The sequence below is a fragment of the Microbacterium oxydans genome, from assembly GCF_000956525.1.
Lineage (GTDB): Bacteria > Actinomycetota > Actinomycetes > Actinomycetales > Microbacteriaceae > Microbacterium > Microbacterium oxydans_A.
Genome location: NZ_JYIW01000015.1, coordinates 14,153 through 36,684, shown reverse-complemented (window position 1 = coordinate 36,684; position 22,532 = coordinate 14,153). Strand labels below are relative to the sequence as shown.

Here is a 22,532-nt window from a genome sequence, read left to right as displayed (position 1 = left end):
TCATGACCGTGACCGAGACCGAACTCGTGACCACCACCCGTCGCGGCGGACACGCCCTGCCGCCGATCCCTGGCCGCAAGCGCCGCTACACCGAAGACCAGGTCACCCTGCCCCGGGTCATCCTGCGCACCGCCGCCGGGTTCCTCGTGCTCGCGATCTTCGTCCTGCCGTACCTGATCATGTTCTTCGGGTCGGTGAAGACCAAGCCGCAGATCCGCTCCGTCGACCCCACGTATCTCCCCACCGAATGGCACTGGGAGAACTACATCACCATGTGGTCGACCCCGGAGACGCCGCTCCCCTACAACCTGATCTCGACCATCGTCATCGCGGTCTTCGCGACCCTGCTGGTGCTCGCCGTCTCGCTCCCCGCCGCGTACTACACGGCCAGGTTCAAGTTCCCCGGCCGCATGGTGTTCCTGTTCCTCGTGATCGTCACCCAGATGCTGCAGCCGGCAGTGCTCACCTCCGGCCTCTTCCGCCAGTTCACCACCCTCGGACTCGGCGACACCTGGGTCGCGATGATCTTCATCAACGCCGCCTTCAACCTCTCGTTCGCCGTCTGGATCATGCACTCGTTCTTCGCCGGCATCCCGAAGGAGATCGACGAGGCCGCGCAGATCGACGGAGCCGGTCGCTTCACCGTCCTGTTCAAGATCAACCTGCCGCTCGTCTGGCCCGGCATCGTCACCGCGATCGTCTTCACCTTCGTCGCCTGCTGGAACGAGTTCGCGGCATCGCTCGTCATCCTCTCCACCGACAAGAACCAGCCGCTCTCGGTGGCCCTGACGAAGTTCGTCGGCCAGTACGAGACCAGCTGGCAGTACGTGTTCGGCGTCTCGATCGTCGCGATCCTGCCCGTCGTCATCCTGTTCATGCTCATCGAGAAGCGCCTCGTCGGCGGTCTCACCGCAGGCAGCGTCAAGTAGGCGGTCGGCACACCGGATGCCGGGGCTCGGCCGAGCTGTGAGCGCCCCGGCGGGCGGATTCAGGCCGAGGTGCCGGAGGCCGAGATGAGCTGGGTCGGGCTCCACCGAACGCCGAGCACAGCGGTCAGCGCTGCCTGCGCAGCGCCGGCCGCCTCGGTCGCCCGCGTGTCGGCGTAGCGCACCGGGACGCTCGCCGTGCCACTGGCCTGGTAGTCGGTCTCGTGTTGCAACAGGGCGAGGAAGCGATCGCCGAGCACGGCCGCCGGTCCGCCGATGACCACCTCGGCCGGGTCGAGCAGTGCACTGATGAGCTTGATCGCCCTGGCGAGCGCACGCGCCCCGGCAGCGAGATCGTGTTCATCCGCGGCAGCGGCGAGGGCGACGACCGTCTGCGGATCCATCCCGTCGACGAACTCCTCGCCGAGCAGCGCCGAGAGCGACGCCGCAGACTCCAGACAGCCCACCCGACCGCACCGGCACGCCCGTGCAGTGTCTCCGAACTCGACCTGCACGTGGCCGATCTCGCCGGCACGGTCTCTCGGCCCTGGTGCGAGCTCGCCGTCGAGGGTGATCGCCGCCCCCACGCCGCCGCCGAGGTGGATGAAGAGCCGGTAGCCGGATGGAGACTCGTCCATGCCGGCTTCGGCGATGGCTTCGGCATCGACGTCGTTGACCAGGATCACCGGTGCTCCGAGCAGCGGTTCGAGGCGCTCGGCCAGCGGCACATCGCGCCAGTCGAGCTGCACGCTCTCGAGCACTGAACGCCCGTCGGTCGTGCCGGGGAGCTGGACGCCGGCTGCCAGCATGCGGCCGCCGTACGTCGCGGCGACGGTCGCGACGACCTCGTCGAGAGCCCGGTCGCGCGTCGCGGCGGTGTAGGCGATGCGTCGGGTGTCGACCTCCGTGCCGTCGAGCGCGAACAGGGAGACACGGGCACTCGTCGGCTGGATCACGAGCCCGAGGAGCAGGTGATGGTCGGCGTCGACGCTCAGTGTCGTCGCGCGCTTGCCTCCGGTGCTCGCGGCCTGCTCGCCGTCGACGACGAGCCTGCTCGCGATGAGCTCGGCGACCAGCGACGATGCGGTGGCGGCGGTCAGCCCGGTCGCACGCGCGATGCCCGCCCTGGTCTGCGATCCGGGGCTGCGGAACACCAGCTGCAGCGCTCGGCGGAGGTTCGCACGACGAACGGAGGCCTGCGTGTCGCGAACGTCATCGCTGTTCGGCATGGGCTTCCGTTCCTCCACACGTCGGGCGACGTGATCGATACATCCCGCGCTGCCGCAGAGGCTCGCGCGGAGTTCGTTTATTCACTAAACTTAGTGAGCAGATCCGGGTCTCGTCACCGTATCGCCGCCCGCGAAGGAGCACCGTGCCCGCCACTTCGATCTTAGGACGCCCGGTCACGACGGCTTCGGCCGCCCGACCCGGCCGATGACCCGGCATCCGCTCATGCCCTCGATCGTCTCGACCGATGCATCGTCCGTCACACAGCGTGCCCCGCTGACGAACACCCACGCGCGCGCCATCCGCGACCGCAACCGCGGCCTCGTGCTGCGCACCCTGATGCAGCGCTCCGGCGTCAGCCGCGCAGACCTCGCTCGCATCACCGGGCTCGCCCGACCGACCATCTCCGAGGTCGTGAAGAGCCTCATCGACGAGGGCGTGATCCGCGAGAGCGGCCAGAGCCAGGACTCGCGGCCAGGCAAGCCGGCGGTCATGCTCGAGTTCGACCAGCGCGCCGTGCAGGTGATCGCGCTCGACCTGAGCGCACCCCACCAGGTGGTCGGCGCCCTCGCCACACCGGACGGCGGTCTCGCGCATCGGCGCGTGCGCCCGACCGACGGAGACGCCGTGCAGGCGGCAGGCGCGATCGTCGCCGAGCTCGCGCTGCTGGCGTCCAGCCCTCCGCTCGGCGTCGGCGTCGGTGTACCGAGCGGCTCACCGGCGCTCCTCGGTCTCCATGCCCTGCTCGCCCAGACCGTCGACGCACCGGTGCACCTGTTCGACGATGCGGATCTCGCAGCGGATGCCGAGCTGCAGTTCGGCGGCCTCGACAGCGACTTCCTCCTCGTGCGGATGGGCACACGCATCGGCACCGCCATCCGCGCCTTCGACGACGACGGCGCTCCGGTCGAGCGCTCGACCGGAGCGCGCGAGCTCGCCCACGTGATCGCCGGCGGCGACCCTGGCGACACCTGCCCGTGCGGACGCATCGGCTGCGTGCACGCCTGGGCATCGGTCCCCGCGCTGACACGCCGACTCGACGAGGCGACCGCAGCCGAGCGCGGCGACGTGCTCGCCGCGGCGGGAACCCGGCTCGGCACATCGCTGTCGGTGATCGCCGCTGCGGTCGACCTGCCGACGATCGTGCTGAGCGGACCATCGGCGACCGTGGACGACGAGCTGATCGCCGCTGCTGCGACTGCCGTGCAGGCCGCATCGCACCCCTCGCGCGGTCCGGAGGTGCGTGGCAGCGCACTCGACGACGCCGTGCTGCGCGGCGCAGCCGCCCGCGTGGTCTCGCACGCGTTCAGCGCCCGCTGACCGGACGGATCGGGTGGAGGTCCGCCCTCCTCGTCGCTCGGAGTGGAAGACTCGGAGGGGTGTCCGGACGGATGCCGCGACAGACCGGGAGGACATCATGAAGGCACTCGTCATCGGAGCGACCGGCAGCATCGGCGGTGTCGTCGCCGACGCGCTCGCAGCACGCGGACACGACGTCATCCGCGCCTCGCGCAGCGGCGACGAAGCCGTCGACGTGAACGATGCGGCATCCATCGGCGCACTGTTCGAACGAGTCGGCACGGTCGACGCGGTCGTGGTCGCCGTCGGCTCGGTGCCGTTCAAGCCGCTCGCCGAGCTCACGCGCGAGGACTACATCGCCGCCTTCACCGGCAAGACGCTCGCGCAGATCGAGGTCGTCCGCCAGGCGCTGCCCCACCTCGCCGACGGGGGATCGATCACCCTGACCAGCGGCGTGCTGGCCCGCGAGCCCATCGCCACCGGCGCAGCGGCCGCCATGGCGAACGGCGCGCTCGAGTCGTTCGCGATCACGGCCGCGGCCGAGGCGCCGCGCGGCATCCGCGTCAATGCGATCTCACCCGACGTGCTGGCGAACTCGCCCGGCTACCACTCGTCGTTCCCCGGGCACCGTCCCGTCACCGACGAGGAAGTCGCGACCGCCTACGTGCGGTCGGTCGAGGGCGTGATCACCGGACGCATCCTGGCCGTCTGATCACCCGGGGCTCAGCGCCCCTCGGCCGCCTCGGTGTGGTGGCGGATGACCTCTGCCACCACGAAGTTGAACCACTTCTCGGCGAACTCCGGGTCGAGGTGGGCGTCCTCGGCGAGCGCGCGCAGCCGGGAGACCTGCTGCTCCTCGCGCCCCGGATCGGATGCCGGCATCTCATGCTCGGCCTTCAGCTGCCCGACCTGCTGCGTGGCACGGAAGCGCTCGGCGAGCATGAAGATCAGCGCGGCGTCGATGTTGTCGATGCTGGCGCGAAGTCGAAGAAGTTCGGCCCGAGGGTCGTCAGCGGCAGTCATGCCACCACTCTAGAGCCGCGAGCGCTCCTGGCACGGCGATTGCCCCCGCTATCGTGAGCACATGAGCAACGACGAGTCGCCGGCATCCCCGCCCGTTGAGCATGCCGACGACCGCCCGGTCGCCCCGGCACCCGAGCAGGGCGACCCGGGCTCACCGGTCCCGGCGTCCGCCTCTGAGGAATCCGCTCCGCCGAGCAGCCGACCGCGCGCGGTCGTCGAGCCGATGGCACCGAGCCGCTCGTTCTGGACGCGCATCGACAAGCCGTTCGTGTTCGGCTTCCTGGTGACACTCGGCGGTCTCGCCGCGATCCTGCTCGGCCTCGCGCTCTCGAACCTGTCGACCGTGCTCATCTACATCGCGCTCGCCCTCTTCGCCGCGCTCGGCCTCGATCCCGCCGTGCGCTTCCTCGAACGCCGCGGCCTGTCGAGGGCGATCTCGGTGGTCGTCGTGATCCTCAGCCTCATCGTCGTGGTCGCGCTCATCCTGTGGACGGTGCTGCCCATCGTGATCGAGCAGATCGCGAGCTTCGTGCGCTCCGTGCCTGGGATGATCGCGGACTTCACCCGCAGCGACATCTACGCGACGCTCGAGGCGCAGTTCGGCGACCAGTTCGAATCGCTCGTGGCCGACATCCAGAAGTTCCTCACCGATCCGGGCAACATCGCAGCGATCGGCGGCGGTGCGCTGCAGGTCGGCGCTTCGATCGCCACCGCGATCTCCGGCGTGATCGTGGTGCTCGTGCTGACCCTGTACTTCGTCGCCACGCTCCCCGGCATGAAGCAGGCGCTGCTGCGCCTCGCGCCGGCCCGCGACCGTGCCCGCGCCGCCGACATCACCGACCAGATCACCGACTCGGTCGGCGGTTACGTGATGGGCATGGTCGTGCTGGCGTTCCTCAACGCCGTGCTCGCCTTCGCGCTCTACTTCTTCCTCGGACTGCCGTTCCCGCCGCTGATGGCCACGGTCGCGTTCTGCATCACACTGATCCCGCTCGTCGGCTCGGTGATCTTCTGGGTCATCGGCACCGGCCTCGCGCTCTTCACCAACCCGATCGGCGCGCTGATCTTCGGGATCGTGTACCTGATCTACATGCAGGTCGAGGCGTATGTGATCACGCCGCGAGTCATGAACCGTGCGATCTCGATCCCTGGGTCGCTCGTGGTCATCGGCGCCCTCGCGGGTGGCACGCTGCTCGGACTCCTCGGCGCGCTCGTGGCGGTGCCGGTCGCGGCATCCATCCTCATCATCATCAAGCAGGTCCTGGTGCCCCGACAGGACGCCAGGGTCTAGGCGGGCTGAGGCATCCTGGCGACGATCAGCTCGGAGCGATGAGGGCGAGCTCTTCGAACGCGACTCGTGCGAGCTGACGGTCGAGAGGGTCGAGGATCGACCACGCGCGGTGTTCGGGGTTCGCGAGCTGTGCGATGGCAGGTGTGAGATGCCGGCGCTGCGATCTCGGAATGCCTGAATAGTCCGGTGCAGGTCTCGTGTCTGCCGCGAGAAGAATGACGAGGTCCTCGAGATGACGATCTCGATCTCGCCGGTCATCGACATACGCGGCGGCTTTCAGGACCATCGCGGCGGTCGAGGTGGGCACGTAGATCCGGACATCGGCCCGCCCATCGACATCGATGATGTCGGCGTCGTGCTCTTGGAGTGCGAGGCTGGCTCCCGGGGCTCTCATGACGGGGCGACGCGCCCACCGTGCCGCGGGGGCGGTGCGGCTGACCATGATGTCGACGACGTCACCATCGCGGGCGAATCGATGAACTGCCCGTGGGACTGAACGGGTTGCAGCCCCAGGTGTTGCAGCGGCCCTGCCACCGCACCGATCTGCGCCGCGATGACGTCGAGGTTGACCAGCAGATCGACGTCGATCGTCGGACGGCTGGCGCTGACGCGACCGCGCAGCGCGTGCAGGTGGGTCATCATTCCTCCGACCAGCACCCAACTGCGATCAGGTGTCGCATCTGCGACCTCGATGAGCAACGACCACGGCGGCGCAGCCACATCGATTCCGGTCAGGTGGAACTCGACCATCGGACCTTCATCTCCGCGAGCGCATCCAACCCCACGGAACGGACACGCACCGCGGTCGAACGACTGCAATCCACGGCGATCAACGCCGTGGGAGTCTCGTCCCAGGGGAAGTCGATGCCCTCGAACTCGTAAAGATGCACGTCACCCTCAGGATTTTCGACGAGTCGCGCCCGGCGCACGACGTCCCTGAGTTCTTCGCCACGCCGCGGGTACCCGTGCACCGAGTGAAGCGTTGGATGCAATTGTCTCCAGGGGTTCGAAGTGATGCGATCGATCGCGCTCTCGCCCGTCAAGGAAAGATACTGCGGGACGTCCTCGATCCACCGAGTCGAGAAGCGGCGCACGCTGACCGCCTGCGCGATCTTCGCCGCCGCGCCGTCGGTGCTCAACCGCGAGAGCGCGCCGGCATCGCGGGCTCCAAGCGGCTGACGGTTCGACAGCGCCCGGATGATGCGGAGCGTCGTGTGTATCGCCCAGGGGCGTCCTGGCATCGACGTCAACGTGGAGCGGGCGATCACGGATGCTTCATCGACCAGCCAGGTCCGTTCGATCCGGCGTCCTGTGAGTTGCTGGTCGCGGAGCATCCTCAGGACACGCTGAGGAGTCACCCCGAGCCTGCGGGCGGCTTCCTTCGTGGATATCTCCATGCCTGCACAACCATTTCGTTGAAACAATAATTATGCATCGCGGCGGTCTGGGAAAGAAGTCGATTTCGAGAATCAGACGACTCAGGGTGCGGTGCGCCCTGCCCCCGCATACCGAAGCGCCCGCCCCACTGCTGCAATCGACAACAGGACGAGCGCTTCAGCGCGAGAACGAACTCAGCCGAGGTCGTTGTCAGCCAGCCACTGCTTGGCGATGTCGGCCGAGGACTTCTGGTCGACCGTGCTGAGCACGTTGAGCGACACGAGCTCCTCGGCGGTCAGCTTCTTGCTGATCGCGTTGAGCACGTCGGAGACCTCATCGGCGATGTCGCTCGAGACGATCGGCACCACGTTCGACGAGATGATGAGGTTCTCCGGGTCTTCCAGCGCAACGATGTCCTCGGTCTCGAAGGCAGGGTCGGCGGTGTAGATGTCGGCGACCTGGATCTCACCGGCGAGCAGCGACTCGAGCGTGGTCGGGCCGGTGGCCGAGAACGCCAGGTCGACGCCGTAGACCTCCTTGGCGGCGGCCGGGTTGTACGGACGCTGCTCGAACTCCGGCGGTGCACCGATCGTGACGGTCGAGGTCACGTTCTTGAGGTCGCCGATGGTCTTGAGGTTGTGCTCCTCGGCGAAGCTCTTGAGCACCGTGTAGGTGTCCTGATCGGATGCCTCGGCGTAGTCGAGCGCGGTCAGCCCCTTGGGCAGTGCCTTCGTGAGGGCGGTGTAGACGTCCTCCGGCGAGGTGACCGTGACGTCGTCGTCCGAAAGGTACTCCAGCAGGCTGCCGGTGTACTCGGGGAAGACGTTGATCTCACCGGACTCGACCTCGGGCATGTACGCGTCGCGCTGACCGATGTTGAGCTTCTTCTCGACCGTGAAGCCTGCACCCTCGAGCGCCTGGGCGTAGATCTCGGCGATGATCTCGTTGGAGTAGTACCCCTGCGAGCCGACGACGATCGTGTCGGAGCTGCCCGACGCCGATCCGGCGTCGCTCGACGGCTCGTCGAGCGGGTTGCCGCCGCAGGCGGACAGGGCGAGTGTCGCCGCGGCCACCAGGCCGATGGCGAGGACGGAGCGCTTGCCTCGTGCTGTGAACATGGACTTCTCTCTTCTCTGGGACTTCTACTGGTGCTGTGTGCTGGAACTGGTGCTGGGACGGAGGATCAGGCGGTGGCTGCCGCCGGCGCCGGTGCGGGCGTCAGCGGACGGGTACGACGGCGGGCCGGACGACCGGTGCGGAGTCCGCGCGGCACGGCCGCATGCTGCGCGGCCGCGAGCAGCAGGTCGACGAGCAGCGCGAGCACTGCGACGATGAGCGCACCACCGAGCACCTGGTCGAAGCGACGCAGCGGGATGCCCTGGATGATCGGCCAGCCGAGTCCGCCGAGGTTGACGTAGGCGGCGATCGTGACGGTCGCGATGACCTGCAGCAGTGCTGAACGGATGCCGCCGACCAGCAGCGGCAGGCCCAGGCGGACTTCGACCTTCCAGAAGAGCTGCCATTCGGTCATGCCCATGGCCCGCGCGGCATCGATCACGCGTCGATCGATGGCCTCGAGGCCCGTGTAGGCACCGGCGAGGAGCGAGGGGATCGCGAGCAGCACGAAGGTGGTGATCGCGGCTTCGGGAACGCGCAGCACCCCGAGCACGAGCACCAGCAGCACCATGAGGCCGAAGGCGGGGATCGCCCGCGCTGCACCGGAGATGGCGACCGCGATCTCGCGACCGCGACCGGTGTGGCCGATCAGCCAGCCGAGCGGCAGGGCGATGGCCGCAGCGATCAGCACTGAGATCGCGGTGAGCGTGAGGTGCTCGGCGAGGAGCTTGGGCAGGGCGTAGTTGCCGGTCCACTGCTCGGGCGAGAGCATCCAGGCGATGGCGTCTGCAAAGAGGTTCATGCGGCTGCCCTCACTGGAACGGCGCGGCTCGCGGAGACCCGGCTCGCTGCCGTCGTCCAGGGCATCAGCGCCCGGCCGATCAGCAGCAGGATCAGGTCGATCACGAGCGCGATGATGACGACCGCGACGACGCCGGCGAGCACCTCGGCGATGATCCGGCGCTCGAGTCCGTTCGTGAACAGGTACCCGAGGTTCGTGACGCCGATCAGGATGCCGACGGTCGCGAGTGAGATCGTGCTGACAGCGGCGACCCGGAGCCCTGCGAGGATCACGGGGCCGGCGAGCGGGAACTCGACCGCCCAGAAGCGTCGGAACGGTGCGAACCCGGTGGCCGTCGCTGCCTGACGGACGCCGTCGTCGACCGAGTCGAGCCCGTCGGCGACCGCACGCACGAGGATCGCCACCGCGTAGATCGTCAGCGCGATCACCAGGTTCGTCTCACTGATCGCGGAGTAGCCGAGCGTGGCCGGCAGCAGGATCAGCAGCGCCAGCGACGGGATCGTGTAGAGCAGGCCGGTGAGCACGATGATCGGCCCGCGCACGAGCCGATACCGCCAGGCCACCCAGCCGAGCGGCAGCGACAGCACGAACCCGAGCACGATCGGCACGATGCTCTGACGCAGGTGCACCAGCGTCAGCTCGAAGATCAGCCCGAGGTTGTCGGTGACCCAGTTCACGCCCGTCCGTCCTGCCCGGCGGTCGTGGTGGCATCCGTCTCGGGGGCTGCGATGATCGCGCCCTGCGTGCGTCCCTCGGAGTCGACGACCACGGTGCCGTGCGGCGTCTCCTTCAGGTGCAGCGCGCGGCGGCCGCGGTCTGCACCGATGAACGCCGCGACGAAGTCATCCGCAGGGTTCTCGATGATCTCGCTCGGGCTGCCGACCTGCACGATCCGCGCGCCCTTGTCGAGGATGACGACCTGGTCGCCGAGCAGGAACGCCTCGTCGATGTCGTGCGTGACGAACACGACTGTCTTGTCGAGCTCGTGCTGCAGTCGGAGCGTCTCCTGCTGCAGGTCGGCGCGGACGATCGGGTCGACGGCACCGAAGGGCTCGTCCATGAGCAGGATGTTCGGGTCGGCGGCGAGGCCGCGCGCGACACCGACCCGCTGCTGCTGCCCGCCGGAGAGCTGGCTCGGGTAGCGCTCGGCGAGCGCCTGGTCGAGGCCGACCGTGTCGAGCAGGGTGCGTGCCCGCTTGTGGGCCTCCGGCTTCTTCACGCCCGTGAGGCGGAGCACGGTGGCCACGTTGTCGATGACCGAGAAGTGCGGCATCAGCCCGGAGTTCTGCATCACGTAGCCGATGCGCCGGCGCAGCTGCACCGGATCGCCCACCAGGACGTTCTCGCCGTCGATCTCGATGTCACCGGAGGTCGGCTCGACCATCCGGTTGATCATGCGCAGCAGTGTGGTCTTGCCGCAGCCGGAGGAGCCGACGAAGACCGTGGTCTTTCGCGAAGGGAGCACCAGGCTGAAGTCGTCGACGGCGACGGTCCCGTCGGGGAACTGCTTGGTGACGTTGCGGAATTCGATCATGGCTGGTCTCCGGTCGGTCGATCGACGAGGCGTGCGTCAGCTCCGCGACTGCGGCAGACGGAGGTCACTGCGAGATCTCGACGCTCGGGTCGAACGCGACGTAGCCCGAGAAGTCGGTGCCGACGCGGTCGAATGCAGAGGGATACGGGGTCGGGTACGACCAGGCGAGATCCTTGTGGAGGGTGTCGTCGACCTGGATCGAGAAGTACTGGGCGTCGCCCTTCCAGGGGCATCGGTATGCGGTCGGGCTCTCGACGAGCGCGCCAGGGGTGATGGATGCGGGCGGGAAATACCAGTTCCCCTCGATCTTCACGAGATCGCCTTCTGCTGCGTCGGCGATGACGGTTCCTGCGAGTACAGCCTTCATGGTCCTGCCTCCTCGGATTCGGGTATGAGCGTATAAGAGGTCGCCGACATTGACAGCGGGGTTGCGCGAGGTGCCGTCAATGTGGGTAACAATCCCTGCGATCGTGCGGGCGCGCAGGAGCATCCTGCACGTCCATCAGCTGTTCGGAGCGGGCGCCGGAACGGATGCCGCGTCGCAGCATCCGATTCCCCGACCGCCCCCGGCGGATCATGCCGAGTTCCGTCCGTAGCCCTCGAGCAGTCGCAACCAGACCTCGCTCACCGTCGGATACGACGGCACCGCATGCCAGAGGCGCGCGATCGGGACCTCGCCGACGACCGCGATGGTCGCCGCGTGCACGAGCTCGGCGACTTCCGGTCCGACGAAGGTCGCGCCGAGCACGATGTCGCGCTCGGTGTCGATGACCAGGCGGGCCTGCCCCGCGTAGCCGTCCTCGTACAGGCTCGAGCCGGCGATCGCGCCGAGGTCGTAGTCGACGACCTCGATCGTGCGCCCTGCCTCGCGGGCAGCGCTCTCGGTGAGGCCGACCGATGCGACTTCCGGGATCGAGAACGTCACCTGCGGCACAGCGGCGTGATCCGCCGTCGCGACGTGACGGCCCCACGGCGCGTCATCCACGTCATCGCCGTTGGCGCGGGCGACGATCACATCGCCGACCGCGCGCGCCTGGTACTTGCCCTGGTGGGTGAGGAGCACCCGTCCGTTCACGTCGCCGACCGCGTACAGCCACTCGGATCCGGGGACGCGGAGCGTGTCATCCGTCTCGATCCACTTGCCCGGCGTGAGCCCGGCCGTCTCGAGGCCGATGTCCCCGCTCCGCGGCGAACGACCGGTCGCGGCCAGGACCTCTGCCGCAACGATCGTCGAGCCGTCGGCAAGGGTGATCGTGACGCCTTCGGCTCCACGGTGCACCGAGGTCGTGCCGGTGTCGGTGTGCACCTCGACGCCGAGCTCGCGCAGGCCGGCGGTGACGAGCTGGCCGGCGAAGGGCTCCATCGAGCCGAGCAGGGAACCGCGGGCGATCAGGGTGACCGCCGATCCGAGGGCCGCGTACGCCGTCGCCATCTCGACAGCGACCACTCCGCCGCCGATGATCGCGAGGGAGTCAGGGAGCTCTTCGGCGCTGGTGGCCTCGCGGCTGGTCCACGGCGAGGACTCGCGCAGTCCGTCGATCGGCGGGATCACGGCATCCGACCCCGTGCTGATCGCGACCGCGTGCCTGGCGCGCAGCACCCGGGTGCCGCCGTCGGCGTCGGTGACGGTGACCTCGCGCTCACCGGTCAGTCGGCCGTGGCCGCGGGCGAGGTCGATGCCGGCGGAGTCGAGCCACTTCACCTGCCCGTCATCCGACCAGTTGCTCGTGAACGAGTCGCGGCGCTCGAACACGGCCCGCACGTCGAGCGTGCCGGTCACCGCCTCCTTTGCGCCGGCGACGTGCTGCGCCGCCCGCAACGCCTGCGCCGAACGCAGCAGCGCCTTCGACGGCATGCACGCCCAGTACGAGCACTCCCCGCCGACGAGCTCGCTCTCGACGATGATCGCGGTCAACCCGCCCTGCACGGCGCGGTCGGCGACGTTCTCTCCGACAGGGCCTGCGCCCACGACGATCAGGTCGTACTCGTCCGTCTTCTCAGCAGTCATGCCCATAGCCTCTCGTCGCCGGTCGCCATGTTCAAGACCAACATCGGATGCCGTGCCGGATGTTCCCGGCGCGCCGGGGCGGATGTTCTGGCAGCGAGACCCTGGTTCCGCCGCGACATCGCCCGCGACGCGCAGGAGCATCCGCCGGTCGCAGGAGGAATCGCCGCGAACCGCTCCTGCATCCGGCCATTCCTCCTGCACGTCGCAGGGCGATGTTCCGGATGCCGAGACCGGCTACCCCGCCACCGACTCCCCGACCTCCACCGCCGCCCCACCCTTCGGTGCGAGCCGGGGCGCGAGCACCACGGCGGCGAGGCCGATCACGGCGGCGAGCGTGAAGACGGCGGTGAACGGATCTGCGACCGTCGCGAGGCTCGCGAACAGCACACCGGTGATCGCGAGCGCCAGCGCGCTGCCGAACGAGTCGGCGACCGTCATGGCCGAGCTGTTGAAGCCCTGCGTCTCGGGCGTCGACATCGCCAGGGTGAGGGCGCTCGTGCGCGGACTCATCAGCCCCATGCCGAGGCCGGCGACGACCCACGCGGCGATGATCAGTGCGGCATCCGCTCTGAGGGCGGCCGTCGCAAGCGCGAGACCGATGCCGATGAGCACGAGCACCGTCCCGACCCGCACTGCAGTGACGCTCGACAGCCGCGCGCCCATGCGACCCTGCACGGTCGCCGCCACCGACCAGGCCAGGGCACCACCGGTCAGCGAGAGGCCGGCGAGAGTCGGCGAGACGGCGTATCGCTCCGTGAGCAGGTACGGGATGTAGACCTGCGTGCCGAAGAACGCGGCGGCCGCGAGACCGCGCACCAGGATGACGGAGGGCAGACCGCGACGCGCGCGCAGGGTGCCCCGCGGCAGCAGCGGCCGTACGGCGACGAGCGCCAGGACCGCGGCGGCGACCGCCAGCAGCGGGCCGGCACCCGGGATGTCGCCGAGCAGGTTGAGCCCCAGCACCGCGAGCGCGGCCAGCACCGACCAGCCGAGGCGTCCGAGCGCCCAGGGCGTCGAGGCATCGCCGTCATTGTGCGCCAGGCCGCGCAGCGCCGGCACGACCATGAGCAGCGCGACGAGCACGAGCACGACGACTCCGAGGAAGACCCAGTGCCAGCTCCACAGTTCGGTCACGGCACCGGCGACGGTCGGACCGATCAGCGACGGCACCACCCACGCGGCCGCGAATCCGGCGAAGATCGCGGGGTGCAGCGAGCGCGGGTACACCCGGGCGACCACGACGTAGAGCGCGACGGTCAGGGCGCCGCTGCCGAGGCCCTGCGCGAACCGCCCGGCGACCAGCACCTCCATGGTGGGGGCGAAGCCGGCGACGAGGAGTCCGATGACGAAGACGCCGACCGAGGTGTAGAGCGGCTCGACAGGGCCCCGACGGTCGGCCCAGTTGCCGGCGGCGACCATGCCGATCACGCCGGTCGCGAGCGGGCCTGCGAAAGCGAGCGCGTACAGCCGTTCCCCGTCGAGGTCGGCGCTCACCGCCGGCATCACCGTGGTCACGGCCAGGGACTCGAACGCGCCGAGGAAGACGAGCGCACAGGCCCCGATCGTGATCCAGAGGTACGCGCCGCTGAGGATGCCCGGCTCGTTCGCCGTCGTGGCGCGCATCTCGCCTGTGTCTGTCGTCATGCATCCGACCGTAGAACCTCAACAATGGTTGAGGTCAAGTCGGCCGAGCTGCCCTGTTTACAATTCAGCAAGAATCTCGGCGACCGGCCCGAATCGGCCGTTCGTCAGGGGCGGACCGACGTTCTTGCTGAATTGTGCACGCGGGCCCGCCGAGCCTCGCGCGACGAACCGGGCTCAGCGCACCGGCAGGAAGTGCGTCGGGGTGGGCACCTGGGCCTGATGGCGGATGCCGAGGGGCGCCCCGGTGCGCTCGTCGAGGTCGAGCAGGCTGATCGTGTTCGAGCGCTGACCGGCGACCAGCAGCTTGCCCTCGTACACGAGGTGGTGGCGCGGCCAGTCCACACCCGAGTCCGCGAGGGCCGTCGGCTCGAGCGACTCGCCGCCGCCACGCACGCGCAGCGCGGCGATCGTGTTGCTGCCGCGCAGCGCGGTGTAGAGGAAGGCGCCGTCGCGCGTGCGGGCGAGCTCGGCGGGGAAGTCGACGCCGATCTCGGCGATCGGGCTCGCGAGCGCCACCGACACGACGTGCCAGGTGCCGTCGACGGCCGCCGCGAGCGTGAAGACCTCGCACGAGTACTCGGTCACGACGTGCAGGTGGCCGCTCGGATGCACGACCATGTGCCGCGGTCCGGTGCCCTGCGGCAGCACGACCTCGTGGTCGAGGCGGAGCCCGTCGCCGGTCGGCCGCCAGATCCGCACCAGGTCGAACCCGAGATCGGTGGTCGCGATGCGTCCATCCGGAAGGAACGCAGCCGAATGCGCATGCGACGCCCGGTCGGCGTCGTACGGATCGGCAGCCGGCACACCGACTCCGGCAGGAAGCGGCGCATCCGCGGCATCCGCCGGGTCCGAACCGTCGTCCCCGAACAGCGCAGCCCGAAGCGCCGCCGCTTTGGCGGCACGGTCTCCGGCCGCTGGCACGAACCGCCCGTCGGCATCCAGGCCGATCCGCACGACACGTCCATCGCCGTAGCAGCTCGCGATCAGCGACTGCCCGTCCGGCGCGACGGCGAGATGACAGACGGAGTCACCCGCCACGACCGGCTCGCCGAGCGGCACCAGCGCCCGGTCGCCGGAGCGGGCGAAGGCCTGCACTGCGGCATCCCCTTCGAGCGCCGCGTAGACCACGTCGAGCCGCGGATGCGATGCCAGCCACGACGGCGACGGCGTCCGGGTGACGGCCCCGCGGTACGACAGGCTGTTCGCCTCGCGCCCGGAGTCGCCGGCGAGCAAGCCGATGCCCTCGGCCTGCCCTTCCATGCCCTCGCCGTAGCCGCCGAGCCAGAACCGCGTCATCGGGCTGACTCAGTCGAGCAGGTCGTGGCGGACGATGACCTGGTCGCGCTCAGGGCCGACGCCGATCACCGAGATGCGGGTGTTGCTCATGCCCTCGAGCGCCAGCACGTAGTCCTGCGCGTTCTGGGGCAGGTCATCGAAGGAACGCGCGGTCGAGATGTCCTCGCTCCAGCCCGGGTAGTACTCCAGGATGGGCGTGGCGTGGTGGAAGTCGGTCTGGTTGACCGGCACCTCGTCGAAGCGCTCGCCGTCGACGTCGTAGGCGACGCAGACCGGGATGCGCTCGAGACCCGTGAGGATGTCGAGCTTCGTGAGCACCAGATCGGTGATGCCGTTGACACGGGTCGCGTAGCGGGTGATGGGGGCGTCGTACCAGCCGACGCGGCGCGGCCGGCCGGTCGTGGTGCCGAACTCGAACCCGGCGGAGCGCAGCCATTCGCCCTGCTCGTCGAAGAGCTCGGTCGGGAACGGGCCGGAGCCGACACGGGTCGTGTACGCCTTGACGATGCCGACGATGCGGTCGAGCGCGCCGGGACCGACGCCGGAACCGGTGGATGCTCCACCTGCCGTCGCCGACGACGAGGTCACGAACGGGTAGGTGCCGTGGTCGACGTCGAGCATGGTGGCCTGGCCACCCTCGAACACGACGACCTCGCCGCGGTCGAGCGCCTGGGAGATCAGGTAGCCGGTGTCGGCGACCATCGGGCGCAGCCGCTCTGCGTAGGAGAGCAGATCCTCCACGATCTCGTCGGCCGTGATGGCACGGCGGTTGAAGATCTTCACCAACAGATGGTTCTTCTGATCGAGGGCGCCCTCGACCTTCTGACGCAGGATGTTCTCGTCGAAGATGTCCTGCACGCGGATGCCGACGCGGTTGATCTTGTCGGCGTATGCCGGTCCGATGCCGCGGCCGGTCGTGCCGATCATGCGCTTGCCGAGGAAGCGCTCGGTGACCTTGTCGAGCGTGCGGTGGTATGCGGTGATGATGTGCGCGTTGGCGCTGACGCGCAGCCGCGAGACGTCGATGCCGCGGGCGGAGAGCGCCTCGAGCTCGAAGAAGAGCACCTCGAGGTCGATCACGACGCCGTTGCCGATCACCGGGTTCACGCCCGGGGAGAGGATGCCGGACGGCAGCAGGTGCAGCGCGTACTTCTCGTCGCCGACGACGACGGTGTGTCCGGCGTTGTTGCCGCCGTTGAACTTCACCACCCAGTCGGTGCGCTCACCGAGAAGATCGGTGGCCTTGCCTTTTCCTTCGTCGCCCCACTGCACGCCGACGATCACGATTCCTGGCATGGGTGTCCCCCCTGCTTTCGCCGGGTTTGCACCGGCCGATGAGCTGGCCCTCTTCGGGCGCTTCCATCCTATCGGGAGGCCGTTCCGGCCCCTTCGGCCCGCTTCCGGTCGCAGTTGCTGCCGTCTCGAGCCCGAGGGGGCGGCGCGAACTGCGACCGGAAGCGGGGCTCCGCCAGGAATGACCGAAAAGCGACGGATGCTGGCGGTGCAGGTGATCGCCGATGTCGGAGCCCGATGCCAGGATCGGAGGATGTCAGAAGCCGCACCCGGCGAACACGGCGTCCGCACGCCCACCGCCACCCCGAAGACCCAGGGCCCTCTCGTCCTGATCGCCGCGTTGGTCACGGTCGTTCTCTGGGCATCCGCGTTCATCGGCATCCGCGGGGCCGGTCCGCACTACGACCCCGGCGCCTTGGCGCTGCTGCGCATGGCGGTGGGCAGTGTGGTGCTCGCGATCATCGCGGTGCGCCACGGCATCCGTCTGCCCGATCGTCGGCACTGGTGGCTCATCGCCGTCTGGGGCGTCGGCTGGTTCTGCGTCTACAACCTCGCCCTCAACGCCGCCGAGCGCACCCTCGATGCCGGCACCGCCGCGATGGTGGTGAATCTCGCACCCCTCATGGTCGTGATCTTCAGCGGACTGTTCCTGCGCGAGGGGTTCCCGAAGCCGCTGGTGATCGGTGCGCCGATCGCCTTCCTCGGCGTGGTGCTGATCGGCATGAACTCCTCGACCGCCGAGGGGCCCGACATCACCGGCCTGCTGCTCGCCCTCCTCGCCGCCGTCATGTACGCCGGCTGCACCCTGCTGCAGAAGCGGCTGCTCAGCGCCGGCACCGACGCGACGACGCTCACGTTCCTCGGCGCTGTCGCCGGCACCATCGCACTGCTCCCGTGGACGGGCAGCCTCATCGGCGCGCTGCAGTCCGCCCCGCTCGACGCCACCATGTGGGTCGTCTACCTCGGCATCTTCCCCACCGCGATCGCCTTCACCACTTGGGCATACGTCCTGCAGCGGAGCACCGCGGGTCAGACCTCGGCGACCACGTACGTCGTTCCGGCGATCGCGATCCTGATGTCCTGGGCGATCCTCGGCGAGGTGCCGACACCCCTGATGTTCCTCGGCGGCGCGCTGTGCCTCCTGGGCGTGCTCGTCACCCGGCTGCGGTGGCGGCAACGCAGCGCCTCGCGGTGAGGGGTCAAGACGCGCCGTTCACACGTGCACGCGAACGGCGCGTCTTGACCCCTCACTGCGTCCCACCTCGTGCGGACGAGCCGCGAATCAGCGCTTGCGCGCGATCGGCCGCGACAGGCCGAGTGCGCTCAGCGCATCCGCGGCGAGCTTGCGCTTCAGCTCGAGCGCCTCGCCGATCTCGGCCGCGAGCCGCGGACGCGTCTGGATCAGCTGATCGATGATCGACAGCGGCACCGAGAGCACGGTCAGGATGTCGGATGCCACGGCGACCGTCTGCGTGCGCTCCCTGGTCAGTGCGGTGTGCCCGATCATGTCGCCGTGCTCGGCCGCGGCGAAGTCGATCCGCCCGCCATCGGCCTCGACGCCGAGCGCAGCCCGACCGGAGACGACGATCAGCACGCGATCCGGCACGACGCCCGAGCCCAGCACCAGCTCGCCGACGCCGTAGCGCTCGAGCCTCGTACCGGCGAGGATCGCCTCGCGGTCCTCATCGCGAAGGTGCAACGTCGGTCCGACCTTCTCGATCGCCTCGACCAGTCGAGCAGGCTCGGCGATCGGATCGGTCGCGTCACCGTCGAGCGCGAACCCGCGGCGACGCGAGGCGTACCAGAGCCACGACAGATAGAGGGAGAGCGCACGCTGCGCCTCACCGGGCGCGCTCACGGGGATCGTGACCTCATACGCGCCCTTGCCGAGGTAGTCCACGTCAGGGCGTTCGTCTTCCAGGCGCATCGGCAGCGCCTCGGCGACCTCGGTCAGCAGCGCCATCACCTCGTGCGGCGGGTCGTCGGTCGCGAACGTCACGGTCGTCGTGGCGGAGTAGATGCCCGTTGGCGCGCTCATGTTCGTGAACGATGCGCCGGAGAGCGTGGAGTTCGGCACGATCTGGATGCTGTTGCCGGTCTGGATGTGCACGGCGCGCCAGTTCACCTCGACCACGCGCCCCTTCACGCCGCCGGTGTCGAGCCAGTCGCCGATCTTGAAGGGCTGCTCGAACAGCAGCAGCAGGCCGGAGATGACGCCGCCGACCGCGTTCTGCAGCGCGAGGCCGATCACGATCGACCCGACACCGAGCGCCGTGAAGAGGCCGCCGACATCGGCATCCCACACCCACGAGAACAGCAGCGCGAGGCCGAGCGCCACCAGCACGAGTCTGGCGATCTCGATGAAGATCGACGGGATGCGCTTGCGCCAGGAGTCGGGCGCGGCGTTGGCGAACAGCGCGACGTTGAACGACGACAGCACCAGCAGGATCACGAGGAACCCGAAGATCGTCGCGACCACGCGCGTCCACACCTGATCGGCCGGGGACTGGATCGCGAAGAACAGCAGGGCGAACAGCGCGCCGGCTGGGATCACGCCGTTGCGCAGCAGACGCAGCGGTCCGGCGATCGGGCTGTTGCGGCGGCGGAGGCCGTTGATCAGCTCGGTGAGGACGACGAGCAGCACCGGCACGCCGACGGCGAGCGCGACGACCCACCACCCCCACCCGTCCCGGAACGCCTCGTCGAGCATGTCAGACCACCTTCCAGACCGTCTCGGCCTTGCCGTGGGTCTCGACCGTTCCGGCCTCGACGAAGGTGAAGATCTCACGCGAGCGGTCGTACACGTTCTGGCTCACGTAGATGCCGGGTTCGCCGGTGACCGAGCGCACGCGGTAGGCGAGGTTCACGGCGTCGCCCCACAGGTCGTAGGCGAGGCTCGTGCGTCCGACGAGACCGCTCGTCACGGTGCCGGTGTCGACGCCGGCGCGGAGCCCGATCGACGAACCGTTCTGCGCGTTGAAGCGCTCGATCACGCCGATCAGGTTGCGGGCGAAGTCGACGCTGCGCCGCACATTGTCGACGCGCGGCACGACCAGCCCGGACGACGCGAGGTAGCCGCCGCGGAGCGTTCGCACCTTCTCGACGCCGGCCTTCTCCGCGGCCTCGTCGAAGCCGCGCATCAGCGTGTTCAGGTGTCCGATCTCCTGGTCACCGGAGAGTCCGCGGGCGTACTCGTCGAAGCCGATGAGCTCGGCGAACACGACCGACACGTTCTCGTGCGCCTCGGAGATCGTCTCGTCGCCCTGCTTGTACTTCGTCGCGACGCTCTCGGGCATGAGCGTGAGCAGCAGCTTCTCGTTCTCGGCCTGTTGATCCTCGATCAGCTCCTGCTTGATGCGCAGACTCGACGCCATATCGTTGAACGCGCTGCCGAGGTCGCCGAACTCGTCGCGCGAGCCCTGCGGCACCTGCACGTCGAGATCGCCCTCGGCGACTCGGTGCACGGCGCCGACGAGTCGATGGATGGGCCTCGTGAAGACCTGGGCCAGCAGCAGCGAGAGCAGCGAGACGCCGAGCAGGATGCCGAGCAGCGACAGCAGCACGATCCTCGTGAACTCACTCACGGGCGCGAAGGCCTCTGCGGAGTCGATGCGGGCGACGATCACCCAATCGAGACCGTCGATCTCCAGGGGCGCATAAGCGGTCACGCTGTCACCGCCGAGGTAGTCCCGTCCGGTCGTGGTACCGCTGCGCCCGGCCTGCGCATCCGCCACCGCCACCGTGTTGATCGGCTGGAGCAGCACGGTGCCGTCGACCTCGACGATCCGCTTCGCCACACTCGGCGGCGTGCCGCCGTTGATCGCAAGCTGCTCGTAGTGCTCCGGATCCTCGATGAGTCGTCGGGCGTTGCTGCGCATCAGGTCGTCTCGCCCGACGAGGTACACCTCACCGGTGTCTCCGAGTCCCTGTTCTTTCCATCCCTCCGAACCGGTGGTCAGATTGTTGATGGTCTCGATCGACACCTGGAAGGCCATCACTCCGGTGATCCGACTGCTGCTTCCCACCGGCGAGAGCACCCACATCGTGGGCACGTTGAGCGATGGGATCCATCGCTCGAAGTCGGTGAGCACGACGGTGCTCACCGAGTTGGTGGCGACCGCGTCGACGTATGCCTGCGCGAGCGTCGTGTCTCGATACGGGCCGGTGAGCAGGTTCGTGCCGAGCTCCGCACCCTTGTACGCGGAGAAGACGACATCGCCATCGAGGTTCATCAGGAGCGCATCCTCGTACCCGGCTTCCGTGACGAGCCGGGTGAAGTAGTCGCCGTAACGCGCGCTGGCGATGGCGTAGGTGCTGCCGTCACCGGGGTCGTTGTCGTTCAGAAGGGTGTCGTAGTCCGCGTCGAAGTCGGTGTTCTCGACCGTGAACTTCGTCTGCAGGTACTGTCCGGCTGGCGATTCGGGGATGAACGCGCTGTCGCCGTACTGGTCGCCGGTGCGGCCCTCGAGCTCCGGGATGAACGTGTCGGTGTAGTACGTCTCGAGCTGCGCCCGCTCCTCCGGCGTCACCTCCTGCTGCTGGAGCTCCTCGAAGCCCGCGTTCACCTCCGCGGACAGCGTTTGCGCGCTGAGGTTGCGCGAGTTCAACGAGGCATCCCGCTTGATGCCCTCGATCGCGTCGGTGATCTCGGCGGCGCGCATGGAGCGGATCGTGATGAGCTGGTCGACCGCCGCATCGTGCAGCGACTGCCGTCCGTTCATGAAGCCGATGGCTCCGACGATGACCGACGACACCAGGCTCACCGCGAGCAGCATGATGAGGAGTTTCGACTGGATGCTCAAGCCGGCGCGGACCCGTTTCGGTCGCCCTTCGCCAGCGCTCGTCGTGGTGCTCACACCGGTGTCGCTCATCCGCTGCCCTCCCTCGCCACGCCGCGAAGCGGCGCCCCTGGTGAGGAGGCTACCGATATACCGGGCAGTCGATCCAGCGTTCTTCCGAGAATTTCGTCGCAGCGACATGAACCGCGATGAATCGACTCAGCCCGGAAGCAGCGCCATGATCTCCCGGTGCACGTGCCGGAACCACTGCTCGGCGGCGTCCCCGTCTCTCGAGAGCATGGCATCTCGCATCTGCCGATAGCACTCGCCACGTGACTCCACGGTGCCCAGCATCACGTCGGTGCCGCGCAGGTTCCTGGTCACCAGCAGATCGGCTGCATACATCCCCGCGATGAAGAGCGGGTTGCCCGACTGCCTGGTGAGGAAGCCGACGAACATCCGGGCGGACAGCATGAGGTCGGCGGCGTGCTCGGCATCGGATGCCGCGATCATGCGGTCGAGCAGTGAGACGGCCTCGAGCAGCGCCGTGTCATCCATCCGGCGAACCGCGAGCTGGATGGCGACTCCTGCTTGGAGGCCGGTGTACTCGATCGTGTGCGCGATCGTCTCAGCGCTGACCGTGGTGACCTTGGTGAAGCGGTTCGGCGACACCTCGACGAGACCGAGCCACGACAGATGCTGCAGCGCCTCGCGCACGGGGGTGCGTGAGATGTCGAGCGCCTCGGCGATCTCCTTGTCGCTGACCCGTTCACCGGGGGCGAGTCGTCCGGACACGATCGCGTCGCTGATCGTCTCGAACACACGGTCACCGAGCACTGCGCCCTGGCCGAGCGGGCCCAACCGCGCCCGCAGGTTCGAATCGACCATGATTCCCCGCCTTCCCCGTCATTCTCGCGC

22 protein-coding genes are annotated in these 22,532 nt (G+C 68.7%); 5 read left to right on the top strand and 17 right to left on the bottom strand.

Annotated elements, in window-relative coordinates:
- Positions 1 to 2: 2 nt before the first annotated feature.
- Positions 3 to 929: a carbohydrate ABC transporter permease gene (locus tag RS83_RS01585; protein WP_197072043.1), complete on the top strand. Its 927-nt coding sequence runs from the start codon at positions 3 to 5 to the stop codon at positions 927 to 929.
- Between the two features lie 59 nt (positions 930 to 988).
- Here the strand turns inward: RS83_RS01585 and RS83_RS01580 are convergent, their stop codons facing one another.
- Positions 989 to 2,155 (bottom strand): ROK family protein, encoded by a 1,167-nt coding sequence (locus RS83_RS01580; RefSeq protein ID WP_045277752.1) that lies wholly within the window; start codon positions 2,153 to 2,155, stop codon positions 989 to 991.
- A 223-nt stretch (positions 2,156 to 2,378) separates the two neighbouring features.
- Between RS83_RS01580 and RS83_RS01575 the strand changes: the two genes are divergently transcribed.
- Positions 2,379 to 3,473 (top strand): ROK family transcriptional regulator, encoded by a 1,095-nt coding sequence (locus RS83_RS01575; RefSeq protein WP_197072042.1) that lies wholly within the window; start codon positions 2,379 to 2,381, stop codon positions 3,471 to 3,473.
- 97 nt (positions 3,474 to 3,570) lie between these two features.
- Positions 3,571 to 4,164: a short chain dehydrogenase gene (locus RS83_RS01570; protein WP_045277750.1), complete on the top strand. Its 594-nt coding sequence runs from the start codon at positions 3,571 to 3,573 to the stop codon at positions 4,162 to 4,164.
- 11 nt (positions 4,165 to 4,175) lie between these two features.
- Here RS83_RS01570 and RS83_RS01565 read toward each other — a convergent pair whose 3' ends face one another.
- Positions 4,176 to 4,475, bottom strand: a complete 300-nt coding sequence (locus RS83_RS01565; RefSeq protein ID WP_045277749.1) for a chorismate mutase — start codon at positions 4,473 to 4,475, stop codon at positions 4,176 to 4,178.
- Positions 4,476 to 4,536: 61 nt separating this feature from the next.
- On the opposite strand from RS83_RS01565, the gene RS83_RS01560 reads away from it, so the two are divergent.
- Entirely contained in the window at positions 4,537 to 5,766 is a 1,230-nt protein-coding gene (locus RS83_RS01560; RefSeq protein ID WP_045277748.1) for an AI-2E family transporter, read from the top strand.
- Between the two features lie 25 nt (positions 5,767 to 5,791).
- On the opposite strand, the gene RS83_RS01555 is transcribed toward RS83_RS01560, so the two are convergent.
- The 12 genes from RS83_RS01555 to RS83_RS01500 form a co-directional block, all read right to left on the bottom strand.
- On the bottom strand, positions 5,792 to 6,160 hold the full coding sequence (locus tag RS83_RS01555) for a hypothetical protein (protein WP_156153079.1): 369 nt from the start codon (positions 6,158 to 6,160) through the stop codon (positions 5,792 to 5,794).
- On the bottom strand, positions 6,157 to 6,516 hold the full coding sequence (locus tag RS83_RS01550) for a hypothetical protein (RefSeq protein WP_045277746.1): 360 nt from the start codon (positions 6,514 to 6,516) through the stop codon (positions 6,157 to 6,159). The genes RS83_RS01555 and RS83_RS01550 overlap by 4 nt, the downstream gene beginning before the upstream one ends.
- A complete protein-coding gene (locus RS83_RS01545) occupies positions 6,498 to 6,905 on the bottom strand; it encodes a hypothetical protein (protein ID WP_197072041.1) in 408 nt (135 codons plus the stop codon). Before RS83_RS01545 ends, RS83_RS01550 begins: the two co-directional genes overlap by 19 nt.
- 432 nt (positions 6,906 to 7,337) lie before the next feature.
- Positions 7,338 to 8,261 (bottom strand): ABC transporter substrate-binding protein, encoded by a 924-nt coding sequence (locus RS83_RS01540; RefSeq protein WP_045277744.1) that lies wholly within the window; start codon positions 8,259 to 8,261, stop codon positions 7,338 to 7,340.
- A 65-nt stretch (positions 8,262 to 8,326) separates the two neighbouring features.
- A complete protein-coding gene (locus tag RS83_RS01535) occupies positions 8,327 to 9,061 on the bottom strand; it encodes an ABC transporter permease (protein ID WP_045277743.1) in 735 nt (244 codons plus the stop codon).
- On the bottom strand, positions 9,058 to 9,738 hold the full coding sequence (locus RS83_RS01530) for an ABC transporter permease (protein WP_045277742.1): 681 nt from the start codon (positions 9,736 to 9,738) through the stop codon (positions 9,058 to 9,060). Before RS83_RS01530 ends, RS83_RS01535 begins: the two co-directional genes overlap by 4 nt.
- Positions 9,735 to 10,595 carry an ABC transporter ATP-binding protein gene (locus tag RS83_RS01525; protein ID WP_045277741.1) on the bottom strand — a complete coding sequence of 287 codons (861 nt, stop codon included), beginning with the start codon at positions 10,593 to 10,595 and terminating at the stop codon, positions 9,735 to 9,737. Before RS83_RS01525 ends, RS83_RS01530 begins: the two co-directional genes overlap by 4 nt.
- Positions 10,596 to 10,659: 64 nt before the next feature.
- Complete coding sequence (locus RS83_RS01520; RefSeq protein ID WP_045277740.1) at positions 10,660 to 10,962, bottom strand: DUF427 domain-containing protein; 303 nt, start codon at positions 10,960 to 10,962, stop codon at positions 10,660 to 10,662.
- Between the two features lie 207 nt (positions 10,963 to 11,169).
- On the bottom strand, positions 11,170 to 12,603 hold the full coding sequence (locus tag RS83_RS01515) for a dihydrolipoyl dehydrogenase family protein (RefSeq protein ID WP_045277811.1): 1,434 nt from the start codon (positions 12,601 to 12,603) through the stop codon (positions 11,170 to 11,172).
- Between the two features lie 234 nt (positions 12,604 to 12,837).
- The gene (locus tag RS83_RS01510; protein ID WP_045277739.1) at positions 12,838 to 14,247 is read right to left on the bottom strand and encodes an MFS transporter; all 1,410 of its coding nucleotides are present in this window, start codon (positions 14,245 to 14,247) and stop codon (positions 12,838 to 12,840) included.
- Positions 14,248 to 14,421: 174 nt separating this feature from the next.
- Positions 14,422 to 15,543, bottom strand: a complete 1,122-nt coding sequence (locus tag RS83_RS01505; protein WP_045277738.1) for a lactonase family protein — start codon at positions 15,541 to 15,543, stop codon at positions 14,422 to 14,424.
- 9 nt (positions 15,544 to 15,552) lie between these two features.
- Positions 15,553 to 16,839, bottom strand: coding sequence for an adenylosuccinate synthase (locus tag RS83_RS01500; protein WP_045277737.1), 1,287 nt, complete (start codon positions 16,837 to 16,839; stop codon positions 15,553 to 15,555).
- A 250-nt stretch (positions 16,840 to 17,089) separates the two neighbouring features.
- Here RS83_RS01500 and RS83_RS01495 point away from each other — a divergent pair, with 250 nt between their 5' ends.
- Entirely contained in the window at positions 17,090 to 18,031 is a 942-nt protein-coding gene (locus RS83_RS01495; RefSeq protein ID WP_045277810.1) for a DMT family transporter, read from the top strand.
- A gap of 87 nt (positions 18,032 to 18,118) precedes the next feature.
- Here the strand turns inward: RS83_RS01495 and RS83_RS01490 are convergent, their stop codons facing one another.
- The 3 genes from RS83_RS01490 to RS83_RS01480 form a co-directional block, all read right to left on the bottom strand.
- The gene (locus tag RS83_RS01490) at positions 18,119 to 19,546 is read right to left on the bottom strand and encodes a mechanosensitive ion channel family protein (protein WP_045277736.1); all 1,428 of its coding nucleotides are present in this window, start codon (positions 19,544 to 19,546) and stop codon (positions 18,119 to 18,121) included.
- Position 19,547: 1 nt separating this feature from the next.
- Entirely contained in the window at positions 19,548 to 21,707 is a 2,160-nt protein-coding gene (locus RS83_RS01485) for an adenylate/guanylate cyclase domain-containing protein (RefSeq protein WP_197072040.1), read from the bottom strand.
- 126 nt (positions 21,708 to 21,833) lie between these two features.
- Entirely contained in the window at positions 21,834 to 22,502 is a 669-nt protein-coding gene (locus tag RS83_RS01480; RefSeq protein ID WP_045277735.1) for a GntR family transcriptional regulator, read from the bottom strand.
- Positions 22,503 to 22,532: the final 30 nt, after the last annotated feature.